Source organism: Rhodococcus jostii NBRC 16295 (assembly GCF_001894825.1).
GTDB classification, from domain to species: domain Bacteria; phylum Actinomycetota; class Actinomycetes; order Mycobacteriales; family Mycobacteriaceae; genus Rhodococcus_F; species Rhodococcus_F jostii.
The window spans coordinates 91979-111616 of the sequence record NZ_BCWY01000013.1 but is presented as its reverse complement, the minus strand read 5'-3'; the positions used below and the strand labels follow the sequence as shown (position 1 = coordinate 111616).

At 67.9% G+C, this 19638-nt stretch carries 21 protein-coding genes; 16 read left to right on the top strand and 5 right to left on the bottom strand.

Going from position 1 to position 19638, the window contains the following annotated elements; genetic code table 11:
- Positions 1 to 29: 29 nt before the first annotated feature.
- Entirely contained in the window at positions 30 to 1259 is a 1230-nt protein-coding gene (locus RJ1_RS11210) for a winged helix-turn-helix domain-containing protein (protein WP_073359989.1), read from the top strand.
- A 4-nt stretch (positions 1260 to 1263) separates the two neighbouring features.
- Here the strand turns inward: RJ1_RS11210 and RJ1_RS11205 are convergent, their stop codons facing one another.
- The 3 genes from RJ1_RS11205 to RJ1_RS11195 form a co-directional block, all read right to left on the bottom strand.
- A complete protein-coding gene (locus tag RJ1_RS11205; RefSeq protein WP_073359988.1) occupies positions 1264 to 1698 on the bottom strand; it encodes an SRPBCC family protein in 435 nt (144 codons plus the stop codon).
- Between the two features lie 102 nt (positions 1699 to 1800).
- A complete protein-coding gene (locus RJ1_RS11200; protein WP_073359987.1) occupies positions 1801 to 2277 on the bottom strand; it encodes a toxin-antitoxin system HicB family antitoxin in 477 nt (158 codons plus the stop codon).
- A 27-nt stretch (positions 2278 to 2304) separates the two neighbouring features.
- Positions 2305 to 3108: a tyrosine-protein phosphatase gene (locus RJ1_RS11195; RefSeq protein WP_143048856.1), complete on the bottom strand. Its 804-nt coding sequence runs from the start codon at positions 3106 to 3108 to the stop codon at positions 2305 to 2307.
- Between the two features lie 192 nt (positions 3109 to 3300).
- Between RJ1_RS11195 and thyX the strand changes: the two genes are divergently transcribed.
- From thyX to RJ1_RS11165, 6 genes are all read left to right on the top strand, one after another.
- A complete protein-coding gene (thyX, locus tag RJ1_RS11190) occupies positions 3301 to 4053 on the top strand; it encodes an FAD-dependent thymidylate synthase (RefSeq protein WP_073359986.1) in 753 nt (250 codons plus the stop codon).
- A gap of 43 nt (positions 4054 to 4096) precedes the next feature.
- Positions 4097 to 5005, top strand: coding sequence for a 4-hydroxy-tetrahydrodipicolinate synthase (dapA, locus tag RJ1_RS11185; protein ID WP_073359985.1), 909 nt, complete (start codon positions 4097 to 4099; stop codon positions 5003 to 5005).
- A complete protein-coding gene (locus RJ1_RS11180) occupies positions 5002 to 7032 on the top strand; it encodes a ribonuclease J (RefSeq protein WP_073359984.1) in 2031 nt (676 codons plus the stop codon). The genes dapA and RJ1_RS11180 overlap by 4 nt, the downstream gene beginning before the upstream one ends.
- Before the next feature lie 25 nt (positions 7033 to 7057).
- Positions 7058 to 7681, top strand: coding sequence for a TIGR03085 family metal-binding protein (locus tag RJ1_RS11175; protein ID WP_073359983.1), 624 nt, complete (start codon positions 7058 to 7060; stop codon positions 7679 to 7681).
- Between the two features lie 80 nt (positions 7682 to 7761).
- Positions 7762 to 10380, top strand: coding sequence for a DNA translocase FtsK (locus RJ1_RS11170; protein WP_073359982.1), 2619 nt, complete (start codon positions 7762 to 7764; stop codon positions 10378 to 10380).
- Between the two features lie 209 nt (positions 10381 to 10589).
- Positions 10590 to 11573 (top strand): TerC family protein, encoded by a 984-nt coding sequence (locus RJ1_RS11165; RefSeq protein ID WP_073359981.1) that lies wholly within the window; start codon positions 10590 to 10592, stop codon positions 11571 to 11573.
- 44 nt (positions 11574 to 11617) lie between these two features.
- Here the strand turns inward: RJ1_RS11165 and RJ1_RS11160 are convergent, their stop codons facing one another.
- Entirely contained in the window at positions 11618 to 11902 is a 285-nt protein-coding gene (locus tag RJ1_RS11160) for a YciI family protein (RefSeq protein WP_073359980.1), read from the bottom strand.
- A 72-nt stretch (positions 11903 to 11974) separates the two neighbouring features.
- The gene (locus RJ1_RS11155) at positions 11975 to 12499 is read right to left on the bottom strand and encodes an amino-acid N-acetyltransferase (RefSeq protein ID WP_073359979.1); all 525 of its coding nucleotides are present in this window, start codon (positions 12497 to 12499) and stop codon (positions 11975 to 11977) included.
- A 117-nt stretch (positions 12500 to 12616) separates the two neighbouring features.
- Here RJ1_RS11155 and pgsA point away from each other — a divergent pair, with 117 nt between their 5' ends.
- From pgsA to RJ1_RS11110, 9 genes are all read left to right on the top strand, one after another.
- Positions 12617 to 13279 (top strand): CDP-diacylglycerol--glycerol-3-phosphate 3-phosphatidyltransferase, encoded by a 663-nt coding sequence (pgsA, locus tag RJ1_RS11150; RefSeq protein WP_073359978.1) that lies wholly within the window; start codon positions 12617 to 12619, stop codon positions 13277 to 13279.
- Positions 13276 to 13776, top strand: coding sequence for a CinA family protein (locus RJ1_RS11145; protein ID WP_073359977.1), 501 nt, complete (start codon positions 13276 to 13278; stop codon positions 13774 to 13776). The genes pgsA and RJ1_RS11145 overlap by 4 nt, the downstream gene beginning before the upstream one ends.
- Positions 13777 to 13847: 71 nt before the next feature.
- Positions 13848 to 14234, top strand: a complete 387-nt coding sequence (locus tag RJ1_RS11140; protein ID WP_073359976.1) for a helix-turn-helix domain-containing protein — start codon at positions 13848 to 13850, stop codon at positions 14232 to 14234.
- Positions 14235 to 14391: 157 nt separating this feature from the next.
- Positions 14392 to 15222: a PspA/IM30 family protein gene (locus RJ1_RS11135; RefSeq protein WP_073359975.1), complete on the top strand. Its 831-nt coding sequence runs from the start codon at positions 14392 to 14394 to the stop codon at positions 15220 to 15222.
- Between the two features lie 15 nt (positions 15223 to 15237).
- Entirely contained in the window at positions 15238 to 16068 is an 831-nt protein-coding gene (pspM, locus tag RJ1_RS11130; protein ID WP_240319698.1) for a phage shock envelope stress response protein PspM, read from the top strand.
- A gap of 189 nt (positions 16069 to 16257) precedes the next feature.
- Complete coding sequence (locus RJ1_RS46705; protein WP_162850318.1) at positions 16258 to 16434, top strand: hypothetical protein; 177 nt, start codon at positions 16258 to 16260, stop codon at positions 16432 to 16434.
- Positions 16435 to 16450: 16 nt separating this feature from the next.
- A complete protein-coding gene (locus RJ1_RS11120; RefSeq protein ID WP_073359972.1) occupies positions 16451 to 17167 on the top strand; it encodes a PIG-L deacetylase family protein in 717 nt (238 codons plus the stop codon).
- Positions 17168 to 17448: 281 nt separating this feature from the next.
- Complete coding sequence (locus RJ1_RS11115) at positions 17449 to 18081, top strand: TetR/AcrR family transcriptional regulator (RefSeq protein ID WP_073359971.1); 633 nt, start codon at positions 17449 to 17451, stop codon at positions 18079 to 18081.
- Entirely contained in the window at positions 18078 to 19622 is a 1545-nt protein-coding gene (locus RJ1_RS11110) for a glycerol-3-phosphate dehydrogenase/oxidase (protein WP_073359970.1), read from the top strand. The genes RJ1_RS11115 and RJ1_RS11110 overlap by 4 nt, the downstream gene beginning before the upstream one ends.
- Positions 19623 to 19638: the final 16 nt, after the last annotated feature.

Genomic DNA, 19638 nt, shown 5'->3' with positions numbered 1-19638 from the left:
GTGTCGGTGGCTGATGGCAGGCTGCGGGTATGCGTGAGATGACCGCTGCCGCGGCCCGGAGATCGGCGCTGTGGGCGCAGGGGTTCGCCGACAGGAAACCGGCGGGCCCGCCGACGCGCCGACACGTCCGTTCGGTTCTCGACCGGGTGCGGCTGCTCCAGATCGACTCGGTCTCCGTGGCCGTGCGCGCCCACTATGTCCCGCTGTTCAGCCGACTCGGCGTGTACGACCGCGGGCTGGTCGATTCGGCGGCCTGGTCGCACTCCGCCCGCGCACCCCGCATGCTGGCCGAGTACTGGGCGCACGAGGCGGCATTCATCCCCGTCGAGGACTGGCCGCTGCTGCGCTGGCGGATGCACCGGTACCGGCACGGTCGCTGGTCCGGCGAGTCCCGCGTCCTCGACCGCAACCCCACCCTCGCCGCCGACGTGCTCGACGTGATCGGCGCCGTCGGCGCGTGCAGCGCCGGTGACGTGGAGAAACACCTCGAGGTCGACCGTCCCGACCGAAAGGGTCCGTGGTGGGATCGCAGCGACACCAAGGTGGTGTGCGAGCAACTGTTCGCGTCCGGTGCGCTCGCGGTGGACAAACGGGTCGCGTTCACCCGCCACTACGACCTCACGGAACGTGTGCTGCCGAAAGCGATTCTTTCCGAGCAGGTCTCGGAGCCGGACGCCGTCCGCGGCCTCGTGCAGAGGTCCGCGCGGGCCCTCGGGGTGGCCACCGAACCCGACCTGCGGGACTACTACCGACTGTCGCCCGCACAGACCACGGCGGCCATCGCGGAACTCGTCGAGGACGGGGAGCTCGAACAGGTGGCGGTCCGGGGCTGGGACACACCGGCCTTCGTCCACCGCGACGTCCGGGTTCCCCGGAAGGTGGAGGGGGCGGCGTTGCTGTGCCCGTTCGATCCGCTGGTGTTCTACCGGCCCCGCACCGAGCGGATGTTCGACTTCCGCTACCGCCTCGAGATCTACACACCCGCGCACAAACGCGTCCACGGGTACTACGTCTTCCCGTTCCTGCTGAACGGTGAACTGGTCGCGAGGGTCGATCTCAAGGCCGACCGAGCGTCGGGAACGCTCGAAGTGCGATCCGCGTTCGTGGAACCCGACCGGTCGCCGGGCCGGGTGGTGGAGGCGTTGCTCCCCGAACTGCGAAGAATGGCAACGTGGCTGGGGCTGGACGACGTCCGGGTGGACGATCGCGGCAACCTCGGTGTCCTCCTCGCGGCCGCGGCGCGGCCGCGAGGAGGATGAGGTACTACAGGCTCTCGACGAACTTCGTCAGGCCCTTGCTCGCGGTCTCGAGGGCGGTCTTCTGGGCCTTCTTCACGAGGAACCCCGGCAGCGGAATCTTCGGGTCGACGGTCAACTCGAACGTCACCTTGGTGCCGGCGCCCGACTCGGTGAGGACGTACGAGCCGTCCTGTGCGTTCTGCTGGCCGCTCTCGACGAGGTGCCACGACACGGTGTCGTCGCCCTCGAAGGTGTAATCGACCACCTGCTCGTCGCTGATGCCGAGGATCGAGACGTTCATCCGAACGCGGTGGGGGCGGCCGTCGTCGTGTGTGCTCTCGATGGTGACCGACTTGTGGGCCGAAGACCACTCGGGCAGGCGATCCACCGCAGCGATCGCGGCCATCACCGTGGCCGGATCGGCCTTGATCTCGAATTCCTTGACGCCGGAAACGGCCATGTTCTTCGCTCCTTCGAGCCTCTGGCGACTCTCACCGTGTGGCTGATGCGACGTAATTACATCACCGCCGCCGAGGAGAGCGTGGAGTGAGTACTGTGGTGGTCAGAAATTGTCTCGCCCGTTGCGGCGCATCTGGTCCTTGAGCGCGCCCTGGACCGCCTGCGACACCCACGAATTGAGTGACACGCCGTTCTGGGAGGCGGCCTCCTCGGCCTTCGACTTGATCTGATCCATCAGACGCAGCGTGACGCGACTGATGTCACCGGTGACGTCATCGAAGGCGGCGCCGAGATCTTCGGCTGTCGCGCTCCATTCGCCCTCCGGTCCGGGAGCGGTGGGTGTGCGGTGCACGTCGACGGCTACCTCGCTGCCGTCCAGGCGTACACCGACGGTGCGATTGCCCAGTTCGGACGACACCTCGCCGGCAAAATCGGTGAGCGCCGAGAGGAGGAGCAGGCGGGCGGCGGGTTCGACCGCGGCGGCGAGCGCCGCTGCGGTCGCCCGCGTCTGCTCGTCGCCGAGTGCGGCTGCCGCGTTCAGGTCGTCTCGCAGCCGGGAGACGTAGATGCCGAGGTCCATGACGCCAGCATGACGTCATCGATGGCGTCAGTCAAGGAGTCTTGTCTTCAGGAGGGCGACGTCGCTCTCGGACAGCTTCAGTCCCTCGGACACGTAATTGTCGAAACTGCCGTAGGTGTCGACGGCGGTGTCGAAGGCCGTGTCGAGCCACGCCTGGTCGACTCCGTCCAGTCCGGGATGCTCCGAATCGGCGCCACGGTACGTGTCGCTGAGCAGGTAGTCCGCGTTCACCGTGTCGCGCGGCACCCCGAGGATGGTGAGCAGCACGGCCGTCGTCCACCCCGTGCGGTCCTTGCCGGCGCTGCAGTGGTAGATCACCGCTCCGTCGGACTCCGCGATGTCGTGCAGTACCGCCGAGAACGCCTCGTTCGCGCCCGGCCCGGTCACGAAGGCCCGGTAGGCGGCCGGCATGTCGACGAGTGTCGTGATCGGGGACTGCCCGAGCACGTCGTACCAGTGTCCGGTGGCTCCGGCCGGAAGGCGGTCCGGCGCGAGAGCCCGCTCGTACGTGGTGCGCAGGTCGTCCACGACCGTCACGTTCGAGGCCTCGAGTTGTGCCAGGTCGCGCGGGGTCAGCGTGTCCAGTGCGTCGGTGCGGAACACCAGCCCCGAGCGGACGACCGCCCCGTCGGCGGTCGGGTATCCACCGATGTCGCGGGCGTTGCGGGCGCCTTCGAGGCCGAGGGACCGGTTCGCCTGTGCCGGGCTCTCGACAGCAGGCGGGCCGGCCGGGGCCGGGTCGGCGAACGCCGGGGGAGCGGCCCCGAGAACTGCTGCCCCGAGGACTGCGATCACGACGCCGCGGCGTGCGCGGCCGTTCCGGTACTGCACGGTGGGTCTCCCTCGCGGATGGTCTCGCCCACGAAGGTGTGGGCGTGACGAAGAGTGACACGAACCGGTGAACGTGCGGGAACCGGCCCGTGTCGGGCCGGGGCGCGCCGCGTACCCGATCAGGGCTGCGACTAGGGTCGATGCTTTGAGGAGGGACTCCCGACCAGGGAGTTCGGTAGGAGGAACAGCGCAGTGCCGCAGACCGTGCCGCTCAGGGTGCAACTCGTCGCGAAGACGGAGTTCTTTCCGCCGGCGGACATTCCGTGGGAGACCGACGCCGACGGCGGCGAAGCGCTCGCGGAGTTCGCTGGCCGGGCCTGCTACCAGAGCTGGTCCAAACCCAACCCCCGCACCGCGACCAACGCCGGGTACCTGCGCCATCTGCTCGAGGTCGGGCACGAGTCGGTCCTCGAACACGGCACCGTCAGCTTCTACATCACCGGCATCTCGCGGTCCTGCACCCACGAGCTCATCCGGCACCGCCACTTCTCCTACTCGCAGCTGTCGCAGCGTTTCGTGCGCGAGAACGACGCGAACGTCGTCGTCCCGCCCGCCATCGCCGGCGACCCGGAACTCGAGGACCTGTTCGCGAAGGCCACCGATGCGAGCCGGGAAGCGTACGGCGAACTCCTCGAGGCGCTCGAAGTGAAACTGGCCGACACCTCCAGCGTGCCGCTACGCAACAAGCAGGCGAGGCAGGCGGCGAGGGCTGTACTGCCCAACGCGACCGAGACCCGCGTGGTGGTCACCGGCAACTACCGGGCGTGGCGGCACTTCGTCTCGATGCGGGCCACCGAGCACGCCGACGTGGAGATTCGCCGTGTCGCAGTCGAGTGTCTGAGGCAGTTGCAGGCGGCCGCGCCGAATGTCTTCGGCGACTTCGAGGTACTGGACTGGGGCGACGGCACGGAGGTGGCGCAGAGCACGTTTGCCGCCGACGCGTGACTGGTGTGCAAAAGTACCTGGGTCACCGGGTAGCCTTCTGACCATGACCTACGGTGATTCCGCTTCTCCCGTCGAGCGTCCGTTCGGCACCGTGTCCACAGCGATGGTGACGCCGTTCACCTCGGACGGAAAGCTGGACGTCGACGCCGGTGTCCGCCTCGCGGCGTACCTCGTCGACAACGGGTGCGACTCCCTCGTCCTCGCCGGCACCACCGGTGAGTCGCCGACGACCACCGAGAACGAGAAGCTCGAGCTGCTCCGGGCGGTCATCGACGCGGTGGGCAACCGCGCGAAGATCATCGCCGGCGCGGGCAGCAACGACACCGCGCACAGCGTCGAGCTCGCCCGTGACGCCGCCCGTGCGGGCGCGCAAGGCCTCCTCGTCGTCACCCCCTACTACTCGCGTCCGCCGCAGGCCGGCCTGTTCGCGCATTTCACCGCCGTCGCCAACGCCACCGACCTCCCGGTGATGCTCTACGACATTCCACCCCGCTCCGTGGTCCCCATCGAGACGGAGACCATCCGGCGCCTCGCCGAGAACCCGCGCATCGTCGCGGTCAAGGACGCCAAGGGCGACCTCAACGCGGGCGCCGAGCTGATCGGCACCACCGACCTCCAGTTCTACTCGGGAGACGACCCGCTCAACCTGCCGTGGCTCGCGGTGGGCGCGACGGGATTCGTCAGCGTCATCGGGCACCTCGTGCCCGGGCGGTTGCGTGAAATGCACACCGCATTCGCGGCCGGGGACATCGCCCGCGCCCGCGCCATCAACCTCAGCCTGATCCCCGTCATTCGGTCCGTGGCGCGGCTCGGCGGAGTCAGCGCGTCGAAGGCGGGTCTGCGTCTGATCGGTCTCGACGTCGGTGAACCCCGGTTGCCTCAGGTGGCGCCCACCCACGATCAGATAGATCTCCTGGCCGCCGATCTGCACGCTGCGGGGGTGCTCGCGTGACCCGACCGCCTCGTCGTCGCAGCGCCAGCCGCCAGGCCGGCCCCCCTTCACCCACGGCTAGCCAGCCGCCCAAGGCGGCACCCTCTATCACCGAGCAGCCCCAGGCGACCCCGGTCACCGAGCCGACGAAGGCGGCGACCCCTGTCACCGAGCCGCCCAAGGCGGCGCCGGTCGTCGCGGACGAGCCGACGGCCCCGAAGTCGGAGCAGGCGAAATCTGCGCCCGTGAAGGCTGCCTCCACGAAGGGCGGCGCCGCGAACAAGTCGGGGTCCCGTTCCGGTCGGCGCGGCGGCAACAAGCGTCAGGACGCACGGCCCGCCGCGGTCGATCCGACAGCCCGGCTCGGCGCGCCACCGAAGGCCCCGTTCAAGGGGCTGCGAGTGGTGGCGCTCGGTGGCATCGGCGAAATCGGCCGCAACATGACCGTGTTCGAGCACCAGGGCAAACTGCTCATCGTCGACTGCGGTGTGCTGTTCCCGGAAGATCAGCAGCCCGGCGTCGACCTGATCCTCCCGGACTTCCGGCACATCGAGGATCGGATGGCCGACGTCGAGGCCGTCGTCCTCACACACGGTCACGAGGACCACATCGGCGCCATCCCGTTCCTGCTGCGCCTGCGTCCGGACCTGCCCGTCGTGGGTTCGCGGTTCACACTCGCGCTGGTCGCGGCCAAGTGCCGTGAGCACCGGCAGCGCCCCAACCTCGTGGAGGTCGTGGAGGGTCAGCGCACTGAACACGGTCCGTTCGGGTGCGAGTACTTCGCCGTCAACCACTCGATCCCCGACGCGATCGCCGTCGCGATCCGGACCGACGCCGGAGTCGTGCTGCACACCGGTGACATCAAGCTCGACCAGCTGCCGCTCGACGGCAGGCTCACCGACCTCGCCGGCTTCTCCCGCCTCGGCGACGAGGGTGTCGACCTGTTCCTCGTCGACTCCACCAACGCCGAGGTGCCGGGATTCGTCACGCCCGAGCGCGAGATCGGGGGAGTGCTCGACAACGTCATCGGCAAGGCCAAGCAGCGGGTCATCGTGGCCTCCTTCGCCAGCCATGTGCACCGCATCCAGCAAGTGGTCGACGTGGCGCACCGGTACAACCGGCGGGTCGCGTTCGTAGGCCGGTCGATGGTCCGCAACATGCAGATCGCGCAGGATCTGGGGTACCTGACCGTGCCGGACGGTCTGGTCGTCGACATCGACACCGCCGCCAACCTGCCCGACGACCGGCTCGTGCTGATCTCCACCGGATCGCAGGGTGAGCCGCTGTCGGCGTTGTCGCGGATGGCGCGCGGTGAGCATCGGCAGATCAACATCCGGGCCAACGACCTCGTGGTGCTGGCGTCGTCGCTGATCCCGGGCAACGAGAACTCCGTGTTCGCCGTCGTCAACGGGCTCGCCAAGCGCGGCGCCACCGTCGTGACTCAGCAGAGCGCAAAGGTGCACGTCTCCGGTCACGCGTCCGCGGGCGAGCTGCTGTACCTGTACAACGCGGTGCGACCCACCAACGCCATGCCGGTGCACGGCGAATGGCGTCACCTCCGCGCCAACGCCGCCCTCGCGAAGGCCACCGGCGTGCCGGAGGAGCGGATCGTGCTCGCCGAGGACGGGGTGGTCGTCGACATGGTCGACGGTCTCGCCGAGATCGTCGGGCAGGTCCCCGTCGGGCACGTGTACGTCGACGGACTGTCGGTCGGTGACGTCGGCGACTCCACCCTGTCGGACCGTCTGGTCCTCGGCGAGGGCGGGTTCATAGCCATCAACGTCGTCATCGACGACCACACGGGTCGCGCGGTCAGCACCCCCGAGGTGTCGGGGCGCGGATTCTCCGACGACCCGACCGCGCTCAAGGACGCGGCTCAGCTGGTCGAGGCGGAACTGCTTCGCCTGGCCACCGAAGGCATCAACGACGCACATCGCATCGCCCAGGCGATCCGGCGTGTCGTCGGCCGGTGGGTCGCCGACAAGTACCGTCGCCGTCCGATGATCGTTCCGACCGTCATCGCGGTGCCGTCGGCGGAGGGCAAGTAGTTCTCCGACAGGTAGATTCGGTCGGGTGACCTTCGCCCGAGATGAACGCCTCGCCCTCGTCGATTCGATGGCCGAATTCGGTCCCGACGCCCCGACCCTCTGCGGGACGTGGACCAACCGGGATCTGGCCGCCCACCTGATCGTGCGTGAACGACGCCTCGACGCTGCTCCCGGCATCGTCGTGGGTCGTCTCGCCGGCTACACCGAGAAGGTTCAGAACGAGACCGCCACTCGTCCGTGGAGTCGTCTGCTAGACGAGGTCCGGTCGGGTCCGCCGATGTGGTCGCCGATGTACTGGGTGGACGCACAGGTCAACCTGGGGGAGATGTTCGTGCACCACGAGGACGTCCGGCGTGCCCACGAGGGGTGGGAGCCGCGGGTCCTGCCCGAAACGCGTCAGGACGCGCTGTGGGGGCTCGCAAAGAAGGTCGGCAAGCTCGGCTACCGCCACTCACCGGTATCGGTGGTGCTCGAGCGGCCGTCCGGTGAGCAGGCCACCGTCCGCACGGCCGGTTCCGGTCGGGTGATTCTGCGCGGTGAACCGTCGGAACTCGCCCTGCACGCGTTCGGACGGGATCAGGTGCGGATCGAGACCGAGGGTGACGCTGCCGACGTCGAGGCCGTGACCTCCCTCGACCGGGGGTTCTGAGGGCATTTCGCCGCAGGTCTCCCCGTGTTACGGGTGTTGCGGATGGTCCGGAAGGTGCCGTAGCGACTAATCTGAGAGCCATGGCAGGTAAGGCGAGCGCACGCGGTTCGAGCACGACGACGTCCACGACGAGGACGGGCGTGCGAGGCGGCTCGACGACGTCCAAGCCCAAGTCCCGCACGACCCGGACAGTCAGCACGCCGCGGAAGTCCACGTCGCCCCGGGGCGGCGGGGCTCGGAGGCCCGCCGCGAAGAAGACGTCCACGTCCGGTCCCCTGAAGTCGGTGGGCCGGGGAATCGGCGCCGGCTGGTCACTGATGACGAAGGGGGTCGGCGCCACCACCCGCACCGTCGGCAAGGCCGCCGAGATCGAACAGGGTCATCGGCGCGACGGCATCGCCCTCGGGCTCATCGCGATCAGCGTCGTGGTCGCGGGCGGAATCTGGTTCTCCGCCGGCGGACCCGTCGGCGAGTGGGTCGAGACCGGGGTCCGTGCCGTCTTCGGTGGGGTGTCCGGCATCCTGCCGCTGATCGGCGTCGCCGTCGCGGTCATCCTGATGAGGACCGAACCGAAACCCGAGATCCGGCCACGACTCGTCCTGGGGTCGCTGCTGGTCGGCCTGCCGGCCCTCGGTCTCTGGCACATCGCGACCGGTTCGCCCACCGATGCGGACGGCCGGGCCCGCGGCGCCGGATTCGTCGGTTACGCGGCGGGCGGTCCCCTGACCGACGGCCTGACCGTGTGGCTCGCGGCGCCGCTGCTGCTGCTGGCGGCTCTGTTCGGTGTGCTGTTGCTGACCGGAACCACGGTCCGCGAGGTGCCGGGCAAGCTGCAGTCGTACTTCGGAACGTCGTTCGGCCGCGACCATTACGCCGACTACGACAGTGAGTACTACGAAGACGGCGAGTATGACCCCACCCTGTTCGACGCCGACGGCTACCCCGTCGACGACTACAAGTCCGGTGGCCGGGGTGCGGCGGCCGACAATTACCCCACCGACGAGTACGACGTCAGCGACACCGCGAAGACGGAGGTGCTCGGGCTGTGGGACGCCGAGCCCGCCACGACACCCGTGCCGGCTCCCGCACCGGCGTCGAAACCGGCGCGTGCCAAGGCCAAACCGGTGGTCGCACCGAAGCCGGAACCCGAACCGGAACCGCTGCCCGACGTCGACAAGTTCGTGACCGACCGGGTGGTCGAGGGCGACTACACGTTGCCGCCCACGTCGCTGCTCATCGAGGGCGATCCGCCGAAGAAGCGCAGTTCCGCCAACGACGCGATGATCGAGGCCATCACGGAGGTCCTCGAGCAGTTCAAGATCGACGCCGCGGTCACCGGTTTCACCCGCGGTCCGACCGTCACCCGCTACGAGGTGGAGCTCGGCCCGGGCGTCAAGGTCGAGAAGATCACGGCGCTCGCCCGCAACATCGCGTACGCCGTCGCAACGGACAACGTGCGCCTGCTGGCGCCGATCCCCGGCAAGTCCGCGGTCGGTATCGAGGTGCCCAACTCCGACCGCGAGATGGTGCGTCTCGCCGACGTCCTCACCGCGCCGAGCACCCGCAAGGACCACCACCCGTTGGTGATCGGTCTCGGCAAGGACATCGAAGGCGATTTCGTCTGCGCCAACCTCGCGAAGATGCCGCACCTGCTCGTGGCCGGTTCCACCGGTTCCGGTAAGTCGAGCTTCGTCAACTCGATGCTGGTGTCGCTGCTGTCCCGTGCGACCCCCGACGAAGTGCGGATGATCCTCATCGACCCGAAGATGGTGGAGCTGACACCGTACGAGGGCATTCCGCACCTCATCACCCCCATCATCACCCAGCCGAAGAAGGCCGCGGCCGCGCTGGCGTGGCTGGTCGAGGAGATGGAACAGCGCTACCAGGACATGCAGGCCAACCGGGTGCGCCACATCGACGACTTCAACTCGAAGGTGAAGTCAGGGGAGATTACCGCTCCGCTCGGCAGCGAACGCGTCTACCGGCCGTATCCATACATTCTCGCCATCGTCGACGAGCTCGCGGACCTCATGATGACCGCGCCGCGTGACGTCGAGGACGCGATCGTGCGCATCACCCAGAAGGCGCGCGCGGCCGGTATCCACCTCGTGCTGGCCACACAGCGGCCGTCGGTGGACGTCGTGACCGGTCTGATCAAGACGAACGTGCCGTCGCGGCTCGCGTTCGCGACGTCCTCGCTCACCGACTCGCGGGTCATCCTGGACCAGCCCGGCGCCGAGAAGCTCATCGGTATGGGCGACGGGCTGTTCCTCCCGATGGGCGCCGGCAAGCCGACACGTCTGCAGGGTGCGTTCATCACCGACGAAGAGATCTCGGCGGTCGTCGATTTCACCAAGAACCAGGCGGAGCCGGAGTACACCGACGGTGTCACCGCGGCCAAGGTGGGCGAGAAGAAGGACGTCGATCCCGACATCGGCGACGACATGGACGTGCTGCTGCAGGCGGTGGAACTCGTCGTCTCCAGCCAGTTCGGTTCCACGTCGATGCTGCAGCGGAAACTGCGCGTCGGATTCGCGAAGGCCGGCCGCCTGATGGACCTGATGGAGACCAGGGGAGTGGTGGGCCCCAGCGAGGGCTCGAAGGCCCGCGAGGTGCTCATCAAGCCGGACGAACTCGACGGTCTGCTCTGGTCGATCCGCGGCGGCGACCCGAACGAGACGCCGCCCGACCAGGACTAAGGCGCGCCGCGCGTGTCCGAAATGTGCGGTTCGCGCGCAGTGTGGTTGAATGGGCAGCGAATTGGAGGGGAGTATCCCCACCTCTGTGACGGCATCGTCAACACGATCGGCACCATTGCCGGTCCGGTGCCGTCAGTCGTTCGGACAATGGATCCGGCGCGGCGGGAGAGACCTCCGGTACCGACTAGGTATACCGGAGGTCTATTTTCATGCATGTTTCACCACTGGTCTGGGTCATCACGTGTGTGGTGATTCTCGGACTGTTCGTCTTCGACTTCTTCGCGCACGTGCGCACCCCGCACGCCCCCACGTTCCGGGAATCGGCGTTCTGGTCGTCGGTCTACATCGGCGTCGCGATCCTCTTCGGCCTGATCGTGATGTGGCTGTGGGGAAGTCAGTACGGCGGCGAGTATTTCGCCGGGTACGTCACCGAGAAGGCGTTGTCGGTCGACAACCTCTTCGTGTTCGTGATCATCATGGGAACGTTCGCGGTACCGCGGGAATACCAGCAGAAGGTGCTGCTGATCGGCATCGTGATGGCGCTGGTGATGCGTGGAATCTTCATCGCGGTCGGTGCCGCGGCGATCAACACCTACAGCTGGGTGTTCTACCTGTTCGGCGCCTTCCTCATCTACACCGCCTACACGCTGCTGCGTGATCACGGAAACGAGAAAGAGGTCGAGGAGGAACGCGACAGCAAGATCGTCGCCATCGCGAAGAAGTTCCTGCCCACCACGGACACGTACGACGGCGACAAGCTGGTCACGCGGATCAACGGCAAGCGCGTCGTGACTCCGCTGCTGCTCGCGCTCGTCGCCATCGGCTTCACCGACGTGCTGTTCGCGCTCGACTCGATTCCCGCCATCTACGGGCTCACCCAGGAGCCGTACCTCGTCTTCACGGCCAACGCCTTCGCGCTGATGGGTCTGCGTCAGCTGTACTTCCTGATCGGCGGCCTGCTGGACCGCCTGGTCTACCTGGCGTACGGTCTGTCGATCATCCTCGCGTTCATCGGCGTGAAGCTCGTCCTGCACGCCCTGCACGAGAACACGCTCGGCTTCGTCAACGGCGGCGAGCACGTGGCGGTGCCGGAGGTGTCGACGGTGTTCTCGCTCGCCGTCATCATCGGTGTGCTGGCCGTGACCACCGTCGCCAGCCTTCTCAAGACGCGGAACACGACGCCGGCGAAGTAGTCCGCCGCGCGTCGTGCTCGAGGGGTGCTGGGATTCTCGGCGGTTCAGGAACTGAATTCGCCGAGAACCGGTACCCATTCGACGATCCGCGAGGCCGCGACCAGACCGTGCCGGGCGAACGGGTCGTGCGTGAAGAGCAGTTCGACGGTCTCGACGTCGGCGGCGTCGACGATGATGAAGGCGCCGCTGCCGTCGGCGAAGGGGCCGGACGACACGACGGTCTTCTTCTCGGCGAGCTCACCGAGCCATTCCCGGTGGGCGGGGCGATGCTCGTCGCGTCCCGCGACGGTCTCGGCCGAATACGTGTACTCCACTACGAACAGGGACATGTTCTCGCTCTCTGGTGACGGGTTGTCGAACTGGCGGGGGAACAGAGCACATCTGTCTCACCCAATGAGATTTCACAGGGTGAGAAGCATCCGGGTGTTGCCGAGGGTGTTGGGCTTGACATAGCTCAGATCGAGGAATTCGGCGACACCGGTGTCGTATGAGCGGCACATCTCGGCGTAGACCTCCGCTGTCACGGGTGTTCCGTCGATCTCGACGAATCCGTGCTTGCCGAAGAAGTCGACCTCGAACGTGAGAACGAAGAGGCGCTCGAGTTCGAGCTCCCGCGCGACCTCGATCAACTTGGCGACCACGTGGTGGCCGGCACCCTGGCCCTTGGCTGACGGATCGACCGCGATCGTGCGCACCTCGCCGAGATCGGCCCACAGCACGTGCATTGCGCCACAACCGATCACGTTGTCGCCGCGTTCGGCCACCCAGAACTCCTGGACGGACTCGTACAGGGTGACGAGGTTCTTCTCGAGCAGGATCTTGCCGGAGTAGATGTCGATCAGACGCTTGATCTCGGGAATGTCGGAGGTTCGTGCTCGCCGCACGATCAGCTGATTGTCGGCGATGTCCGGCGTCCGAGAAGTCATGTCGTGAACATTAGCCAACGGCCGTACCGATATTCTTAGGCACGTGCCGGTACGACCTACGAATCCTCCCCACTCCCCGACGCGTCCAGGGGTGCAGTTCGACGCTGTGGTGCTCCGATGAGCACGCAGCGCGAGGATTGGACGGCCGCCGACCAACCGGCGGCCCCGGACCCGTCGGTGGAGCCTGCGAGTGAGACGGCCGTACCGCTTCTGAACATCGCGAACATCCTGACGATTCTCCGGATCCTGCTGGTCCCGGTCTTCCTGGTCGTGCTGTTCGTCGGCGACGGTCACTCCACGACGTGGCGCCTGATCGCCACCGGCGTGTTCGCGGTTGCCGCGATCACCGACCGGATCGACGGGCAACTCGCACGCAAGTACGGGCTTGTCACCGACTTCGGCAAGCTCGCCGATCCCATCGCGGACAAGGCGCTGATCGGTGCGGCCCTCGTGGGTCTGTCGATTCTCGGCGACCTCCCGTGGTGGGTGACGGCGGTGATCGCGGTCCGCGAACTGGGTATCACCCTGCTTCGGTTCGCGGTCCTGCGACACGCCGTCATCCCGGCAGGCAGGGGCGGCAAGCTCAAGACGCTCGTGCAGACCGTTGCCATCGGCTTCTACCTGTTGCCGCTGCCGGACGGGTTCGAGATCGTCGGATGGGTCCTCATGGGTGCTGCCGTTCTGCTCACCGTGGTGACCGGGCTGGACTACGTCGTGCAGGCCGTGCGGCTGCGGGCCGGGGTCCACAAGGTCGAGTCGAACGCGAGCACCGGCGCGTGACCGACCCGCTGGTCGACGGTACGCGGGCCGGCGAACTGGTGGCCGTGCTGACCGCCCGCGGCGAGACGGTGGCCACCGCCGAATCGCTCACCGCGGGTCTGCTCACCGCGACCATCGCGGGAGTGCCGGGTGCCAGCAACGTGCTCCGGGGAGGGCTCATCGTCTACGCCACCGACCTCAAGGCCACCCTCGCCGGTGTCGATCCCACTCGGCTGGCCGCGGACGGACCCGTGGCCGCGTCCACGGCACACGCCCTCGCGGACGGCGCCCGCACCCGTTGCGGCGCCGACTGGGGCGTCGGACTGACCGGCGTCGCGGGCCCCGACACCCAGGACGGACACCCCGTGGGAACCGTGTTCCTGAGCATTTCCGGGGCCTCCGGAACGTCGGTCCACGAGCTCGGATTGGCCGGGGACCGGTGGCAGATCCGCAAATCGGCGGTTTCCGCCGCCGTGTCGGGACTCCTCGATCGTGTGCAGGAAACATCCGCAGGCTAAGGTCGGGAACCAATCGGTCCTGTTCGCGCGTTGAGATAGGCGAGACAGGTGACGGATGAAGGAGGAGCGAGATGGCGCTGCTATTGCGTGAGGCAATCGGTGACAGTCTTCGGCGTACGCGCGTTTCGCAGAGCCGGACCCTGCGTGAGGTCTCCAACAGTGCTCGTGTGAGCCTCGGGTACTTGTCCGAGGTCGAACGAGGGCGCAAGGAAGCCTCGAGTGAGCTCCTGGCGGCGATTTGCGATGCACTGGAGGTTCCACTCTCCGATGTGCTCGTCGACGTCAGCGAATCGCTGTCCGACGGCACTTCGGCCAAGCGCGGAGACAGCGAGCGGCACGCGGCCGAATCCGCGCCCGCCGACGCTCCTGCCGCGAGCGCACGACCGGGTTCGACGACCATCGCCCGCGACACGCGGGTCGTCATCCCCGCACCCGCGCAGGCCCTGGCTGCCGCATAGCAACACCCGTGCCGAACCGATAGATTTCTCGTAACTGCCGATCTCGTTCGCGGTGGGTCAGACAGACAGTCGGGGCGCAGCCCTTGTTCCGGTGCGTGACGGTCGCGCATCGGGTCGCGCATCGCGCGGCGCAACAGATGGAGGCAGGATCAAACCCATGGCTAATCCTTTCGTCAAGGGATGGAAGTACCTGATGGCGCTCTTCAATTCCAAGATCGATGAGAAGGCTGACCCCAAGGTTCAGATTCAGCAGGCGATCGAGGATGCGCAGCGTCAGCACCAGGCCCTGTCGCAGCAGGCCGCGTCTGTCATCGGCAACCAGCGCCAGCTCGAGATGAAGCTCAGCCGCCAGCTCGACGAGGTGGAAAAGCTCAACGCCAACGCGCGTCAGGCCGTCAACCTCGCAGACCAGGCTCAGGTCGCGGGCGACACCGAGAAGGCCATCCAGTACACCAACGCCGCCGAGGCGTTCGCCGCGCAGCTCGTCACCGCCGAGCAGGGTGTCGAAGACCTCAAGGCGCTCCACGACCAGTCGCTGCAGGCTGCCGCGCAGGCGAAGAAGGCCGTCGAGCAGAACGCGATGGCCCTGCAGGCCAAGGTCGCGGAACGCACCAAGCTGCTCAGCCAGCTCGAGCAGGCCAAGATGCAGGAACGGGTCAGCGAGTCGCTGCGCTCGATGGACAGCACGCTGTCGGCCCCCGGCAACACGCCCAGCCTCGATGCCGTGCGCGACAAGATCGAGCGCCGCTACGCCGATGCCCTCGGTTCCGCGGAGCTCGCCCAGAACTCGGTGTCGGGCCGGATGATGGAGGTCCAGCAGGCGAGCATCCAGATGGCCGGGCACAGCAGGCTCGAGCAGATCCGGGCCTCGATGAAGGGCGACGCCCTGCCGTCCGGCGGTGCCGCGAACGCACCGGCAACCCCCGCCGCCAACCCGAACCTCGACAAGCAGCCGCCGGCAGCCGGCCAGACCGGCACTGCGCAGTAGCCGAACAGAATTCGCATGAGTTCCACCCGACGTGGCCGACCTGGACGCGCAGTCCGGTCGGCCACCGTCGTGTCCGGTCTCGCCGGGATCCAGGGGGCACTGCAGCAGGCCGGCGAGTCCGTCGCGGACGCGGCGCAGAAGTGGCGCGATCCGCGGGAACGTCTGCTGCGGAAGAAGAGACGGGCCAGGCGCCGCGCGAAGCGCTACGGCATCGTGTCCGGCTCGTCGGCCACCGGTGCCGCAGGGCTGGCCCTGATGGCTGCGCCGGAATGGTCGATGTTGATGGCCGGGGGCGGCGCCGTCGTGTTCGCGGTTCCGGCGGTGCTGGCCGTCAGCCGCTATCGGAAGCTCGACGCCGTGACCCTGCCGCCGGGCCTTCCTGTGCGCCGGGTGCTTCCGCCGCCGTCCTCGGCCGCCAGGGAATCGATGGAGCGACTCGTGCACAGCGAGCGGGCACTGCACGGCATCCTCGGTGTGCTGTCGCGCTCCGGAACTATCAGTGGCGAGGACATCGAGGACACCCACACCACGGCCCGTTCCGCCGCCGCGGCACTGCAGGCGGTGGCGTTCGACATCACCTCCATGGAGGACGCTGCCCGGGGGAGCCGGGCAGCCGCCGAACCGCTCCACCGCGCGATAACCTCGGCCGCCGCGCAACTCGACGACGGCGTCGAACAGTTCGAGCAACTGGTGGCCGCGGCCGCCGAAGTGGCCGTCCCCGGAACGACGAGCGCCGTCGGCGAACTGGCCTACGAACGTGCCGAACTGGTGTCGGCTACCGAGAAACTCGCCGGCCTCGCGGCCGCCCTCGGCGAGATCGACGACATCGTCCGTCGCTACCGCTGAATTCGTTGCCCGCCACGGTGTCACCGCTCGGCCGCGGAGTGGGGGAGAACCCTGATCTTTCCCTGATCTTTACGTTGACCTGGTGATTTACCTCCTCCGCCGTGTCAGGCTGGTGTGCGTACCCGATAAATGGGGTCGACCAGATGTCGGGCGCAGAAATCGATCGGGGAGACGTGAGTGGAGGAAATCATGTTCTGGAAGATTGTTCTGGCGGTTGCGGTGATCTGGATCGCGCTCGCAGTGGTCGGTGCACTCGTCAAGGGTCTGTTCTGGATTCTCGTCGTGAGTGCCGTGGTGTTCGGTGTCTACCTGTTGATCAAGGCGATGTCCGGATCCGGCGAGAAATCGGACATCACGCGACACTGACAGGCATGCTCTACCCATGGAACCGGTACCCGAGGACTGGCATCGTGGGCTCGTCGTCGTCGCTCACCCCGACGACATCGAATACGGCGCAGCGGCAGCTGTGGCGCGCTGGACCGAGCAGGGCAAGGACATCCGCTACGTGCTCGCCACCAGCGGCGAGGCAGGGATCGCAGGGTTGCATCCCACGGAATCGGGTCCGGTACGGGAGGCGGAGGAGCGCCGCTCCGCCGCAGTCGTGGGCGTAACCGACGTCGAGTTCCTCGGTTACCCGGACGGCACTCTCGTCGAGAGCCTCGCGTTACGCCGCGATCTCGCCACGGCAATCCGTCGCCACCGGCCCGACCTCGTGGTGACCGCGAACTTCTCGGACACCTGGGGTCCGGGTCAGCTGAACAGCGCTGATCACCGCGCTCTCGGGCGTTCCGTACTCGACGCCACCGCCGACGCCGCGAACGAATGGATCTTCCCCGAGCTGGGGGAGTCCGGCCTGCCGCCGTGGCGGGGTGTCCGCTGGGTCGCGGTCAACACGATGACGCCCACCCACGCGGTGGACGTCACCCGGACGGTGGATCGGGCGGTGCTGTCACTGGCCGAGCACGTCCGCTACCTCGAAGCGCTCAGCGACGTGCCGGTGGGGCAGCAGGCGAGGGCTCAGGTCGAGATGGTGACCCGGCCGCAGCCAGGATTCGACGCGGAACGCGCGGTGGGTTTCGAGCTCTACTACTTCGCCTGACGTCGGCGGCGAGCACGATCACGCATAGGCATCCTCTGTGCATCGATCTATAATCCGACCGTGACGGAACAGCATAGTTAGCCGAATGTGTGCGCGCAGTCGCGGGACAGCATCTCGGCCGACCCCCGCGCCGGTCCTGTCATCTCACCCGTCGGCCGTGCTCACGCCACCCGAATCCCCGACGATCGGGGGCCGGTGCGCACGGGATCCGGCCCGGGCGATGTGATTCGGGTGTCGGTGGGGTGCCGGTGGGGGATCCATGCGTTACGGTGTTACACACAATGTCTATTCGTAATTCTCCAGCGCATGACGACAGTCCCGCGAGCGTCGAGGACTCCATCCTCGACGCCGCACGCTCGTGCATCCTCGATTTCGGACTTCGCCGCACCACGCTGGCGGAGGTCGCCCGGCGCGCCGGCGTCAGCAGGCCGACCGTGTACCGGCGCTGGGCAGACACCAGGGCAGTGGTCGCCGATCTCATGACCCGCGAGATCGCAGCCGTCATGCCCGAATTCTCCGCCGAGGAGTCGGTCCACCGCCAACTGGTCGACGCCGTGGTGCGCGTGTCCACCGAGGTGCGCGACCATCCGCTGTTCGTGAAGATCCTGCGTTCGGATCAGGAGCTGTTCACCACATACATTCTGGAGCGGCTCGGCACGAGCCAGCGGGCGATCATCGACCAGGTCGCATTCGCGGTCTCCGCGGGTCAGGAACAGGGCTCCATTCGCGCGGGGGAGAGCCGTCACATCGCCACCATGGTGCTGCTCATCGCGCAGTCCGCGGTCCAGTCGGCCGTGATGGTGGCCGAGGAACTTCCGGGCGACGCCTTGACGCGGCAACTCCGGTACGCCGTCGGCGCCTACCTGGCGCCGGACGCCGCCGACGACCACCCCACAACCCGAGGAGACCGGTGAATCACCCGAACACGCCGCCGACGAGACGCTCGTCGGCGCTGAATGCCGTACGACGGGCACGCGAGCTCGACGAGCTGTCCGAAGGCGCACCCGTCGACGTGCTGGTGATCGGTGGGGGAGTGACCGGTGCCGGCGTCGCGCTGGACGCGGCGTCGCGCGGTCTCCGCGTCGTACTCGTCGAGAAGCGGGACCTCGCCTTCGGAACCAGCCGGTGGAGTTCCAAGCTCGCCCACGGCGGCCTGCGGTACCTGGCGTCGGGCAACGTCGGGATCGCCCGGGAGAGCGCGGTCGAACGTGGAATCCTCATGACGCGCACCGCCCCTCATCTCGTCCGCGCGCTGCCCCAGCTCGTCCCCGTTCTCGATTCCACGACCCTGTTCGCCAAATCCCTGGTCCGTACGGGATTCCTGGCCGGCGACCTGTTGCGCGCCGGCGCGTGCACGCCGTCGGCGGTCCTGCCGCGATCGCGCACGGTCGGGGCCGACTGGGTGGTCGAACTCGCCCCCGCCGTGCGGCGGGAGGGCCTGCGGGGCGGTTTGATGGCGTTCGACGGACAACTGATCGACGACGCCCGGCTCGTGGTCGCCATCGCCCGCACCGCCGCGCTCCACGGTGCGAAGGTGCTCACCCGGACGGGCGCGTACGACGTGACCGGAACATCCGCGACGCTGCGCGACGAGCTGACCGGCTCGGAACTGCCGATCCGGGCACGCGCGGTGGTCAACGCCGCCGGTGTGTGGTCGGGTGAGATCGATCCAGGGATCACGTTGCGGCCCAGCCGCGGCACACATCTGGTGCTCCCCGCCGAGCGGCTCGGCAACCCGACCGCAGCGCTCACGGTCCCGATCCCCGGTGAGACCAATCGCTTCGTCTTCGCGCTGCCCGCGCAGCTCGGCCGCGTGTACCTCGGCTTGACCGACGAGGCCGCGCCGGGACCCGTTCCGGACGTCCCCGTCGCGTCGGAGCAGGAGATCGACTTCCTTCTCGACACGGTCAACACCGCGCTCGAGGTTCCGCTGCGCCGCTCGGACGTCCTCGGGACCTACGCGGGGCTGCGACCGCTGCTCGACACCGGCGACGGGTCGACCGCCGACCTGTCCCGCAACCACGCCATCCTGCGATCGGGTACGGGTCTTGTCAGTGTGGTCGGCGGCAAGCTGACCACCTACCGCAAGATGGCGGAGGACGCCGTCGACGCCGCCGTGGAGGTGTCGGGGCTGGATGCGGGTCCGTGCCGGACGCGTGCCCTCCCGCTCGTCGGTGCCGCGACACCCGAAGCGCTGCGGAATGTTTCGGCGCCGCCGACACTGCTGGCTCGCTTCGGAACGGAAGCGGCGCTGATCGCCGCCGCCGGCCCCGAACTGCTGGCACCGATCGCCGAGGGTGTGGACGTGAGCCGCGCCGAACTCGAGTTCGCAGTGACGCACGAGGGTGCGCTCGACGTCGACGACCTGCTCGACCGGCGCACCCGGATCGGGCTCGTGCCCGCCGACCGCGCGCGGTCCCTCGGCGCCGCCGAAGCCGTGTTCGAGAAACGGTGACGCCGACCGTGTGACA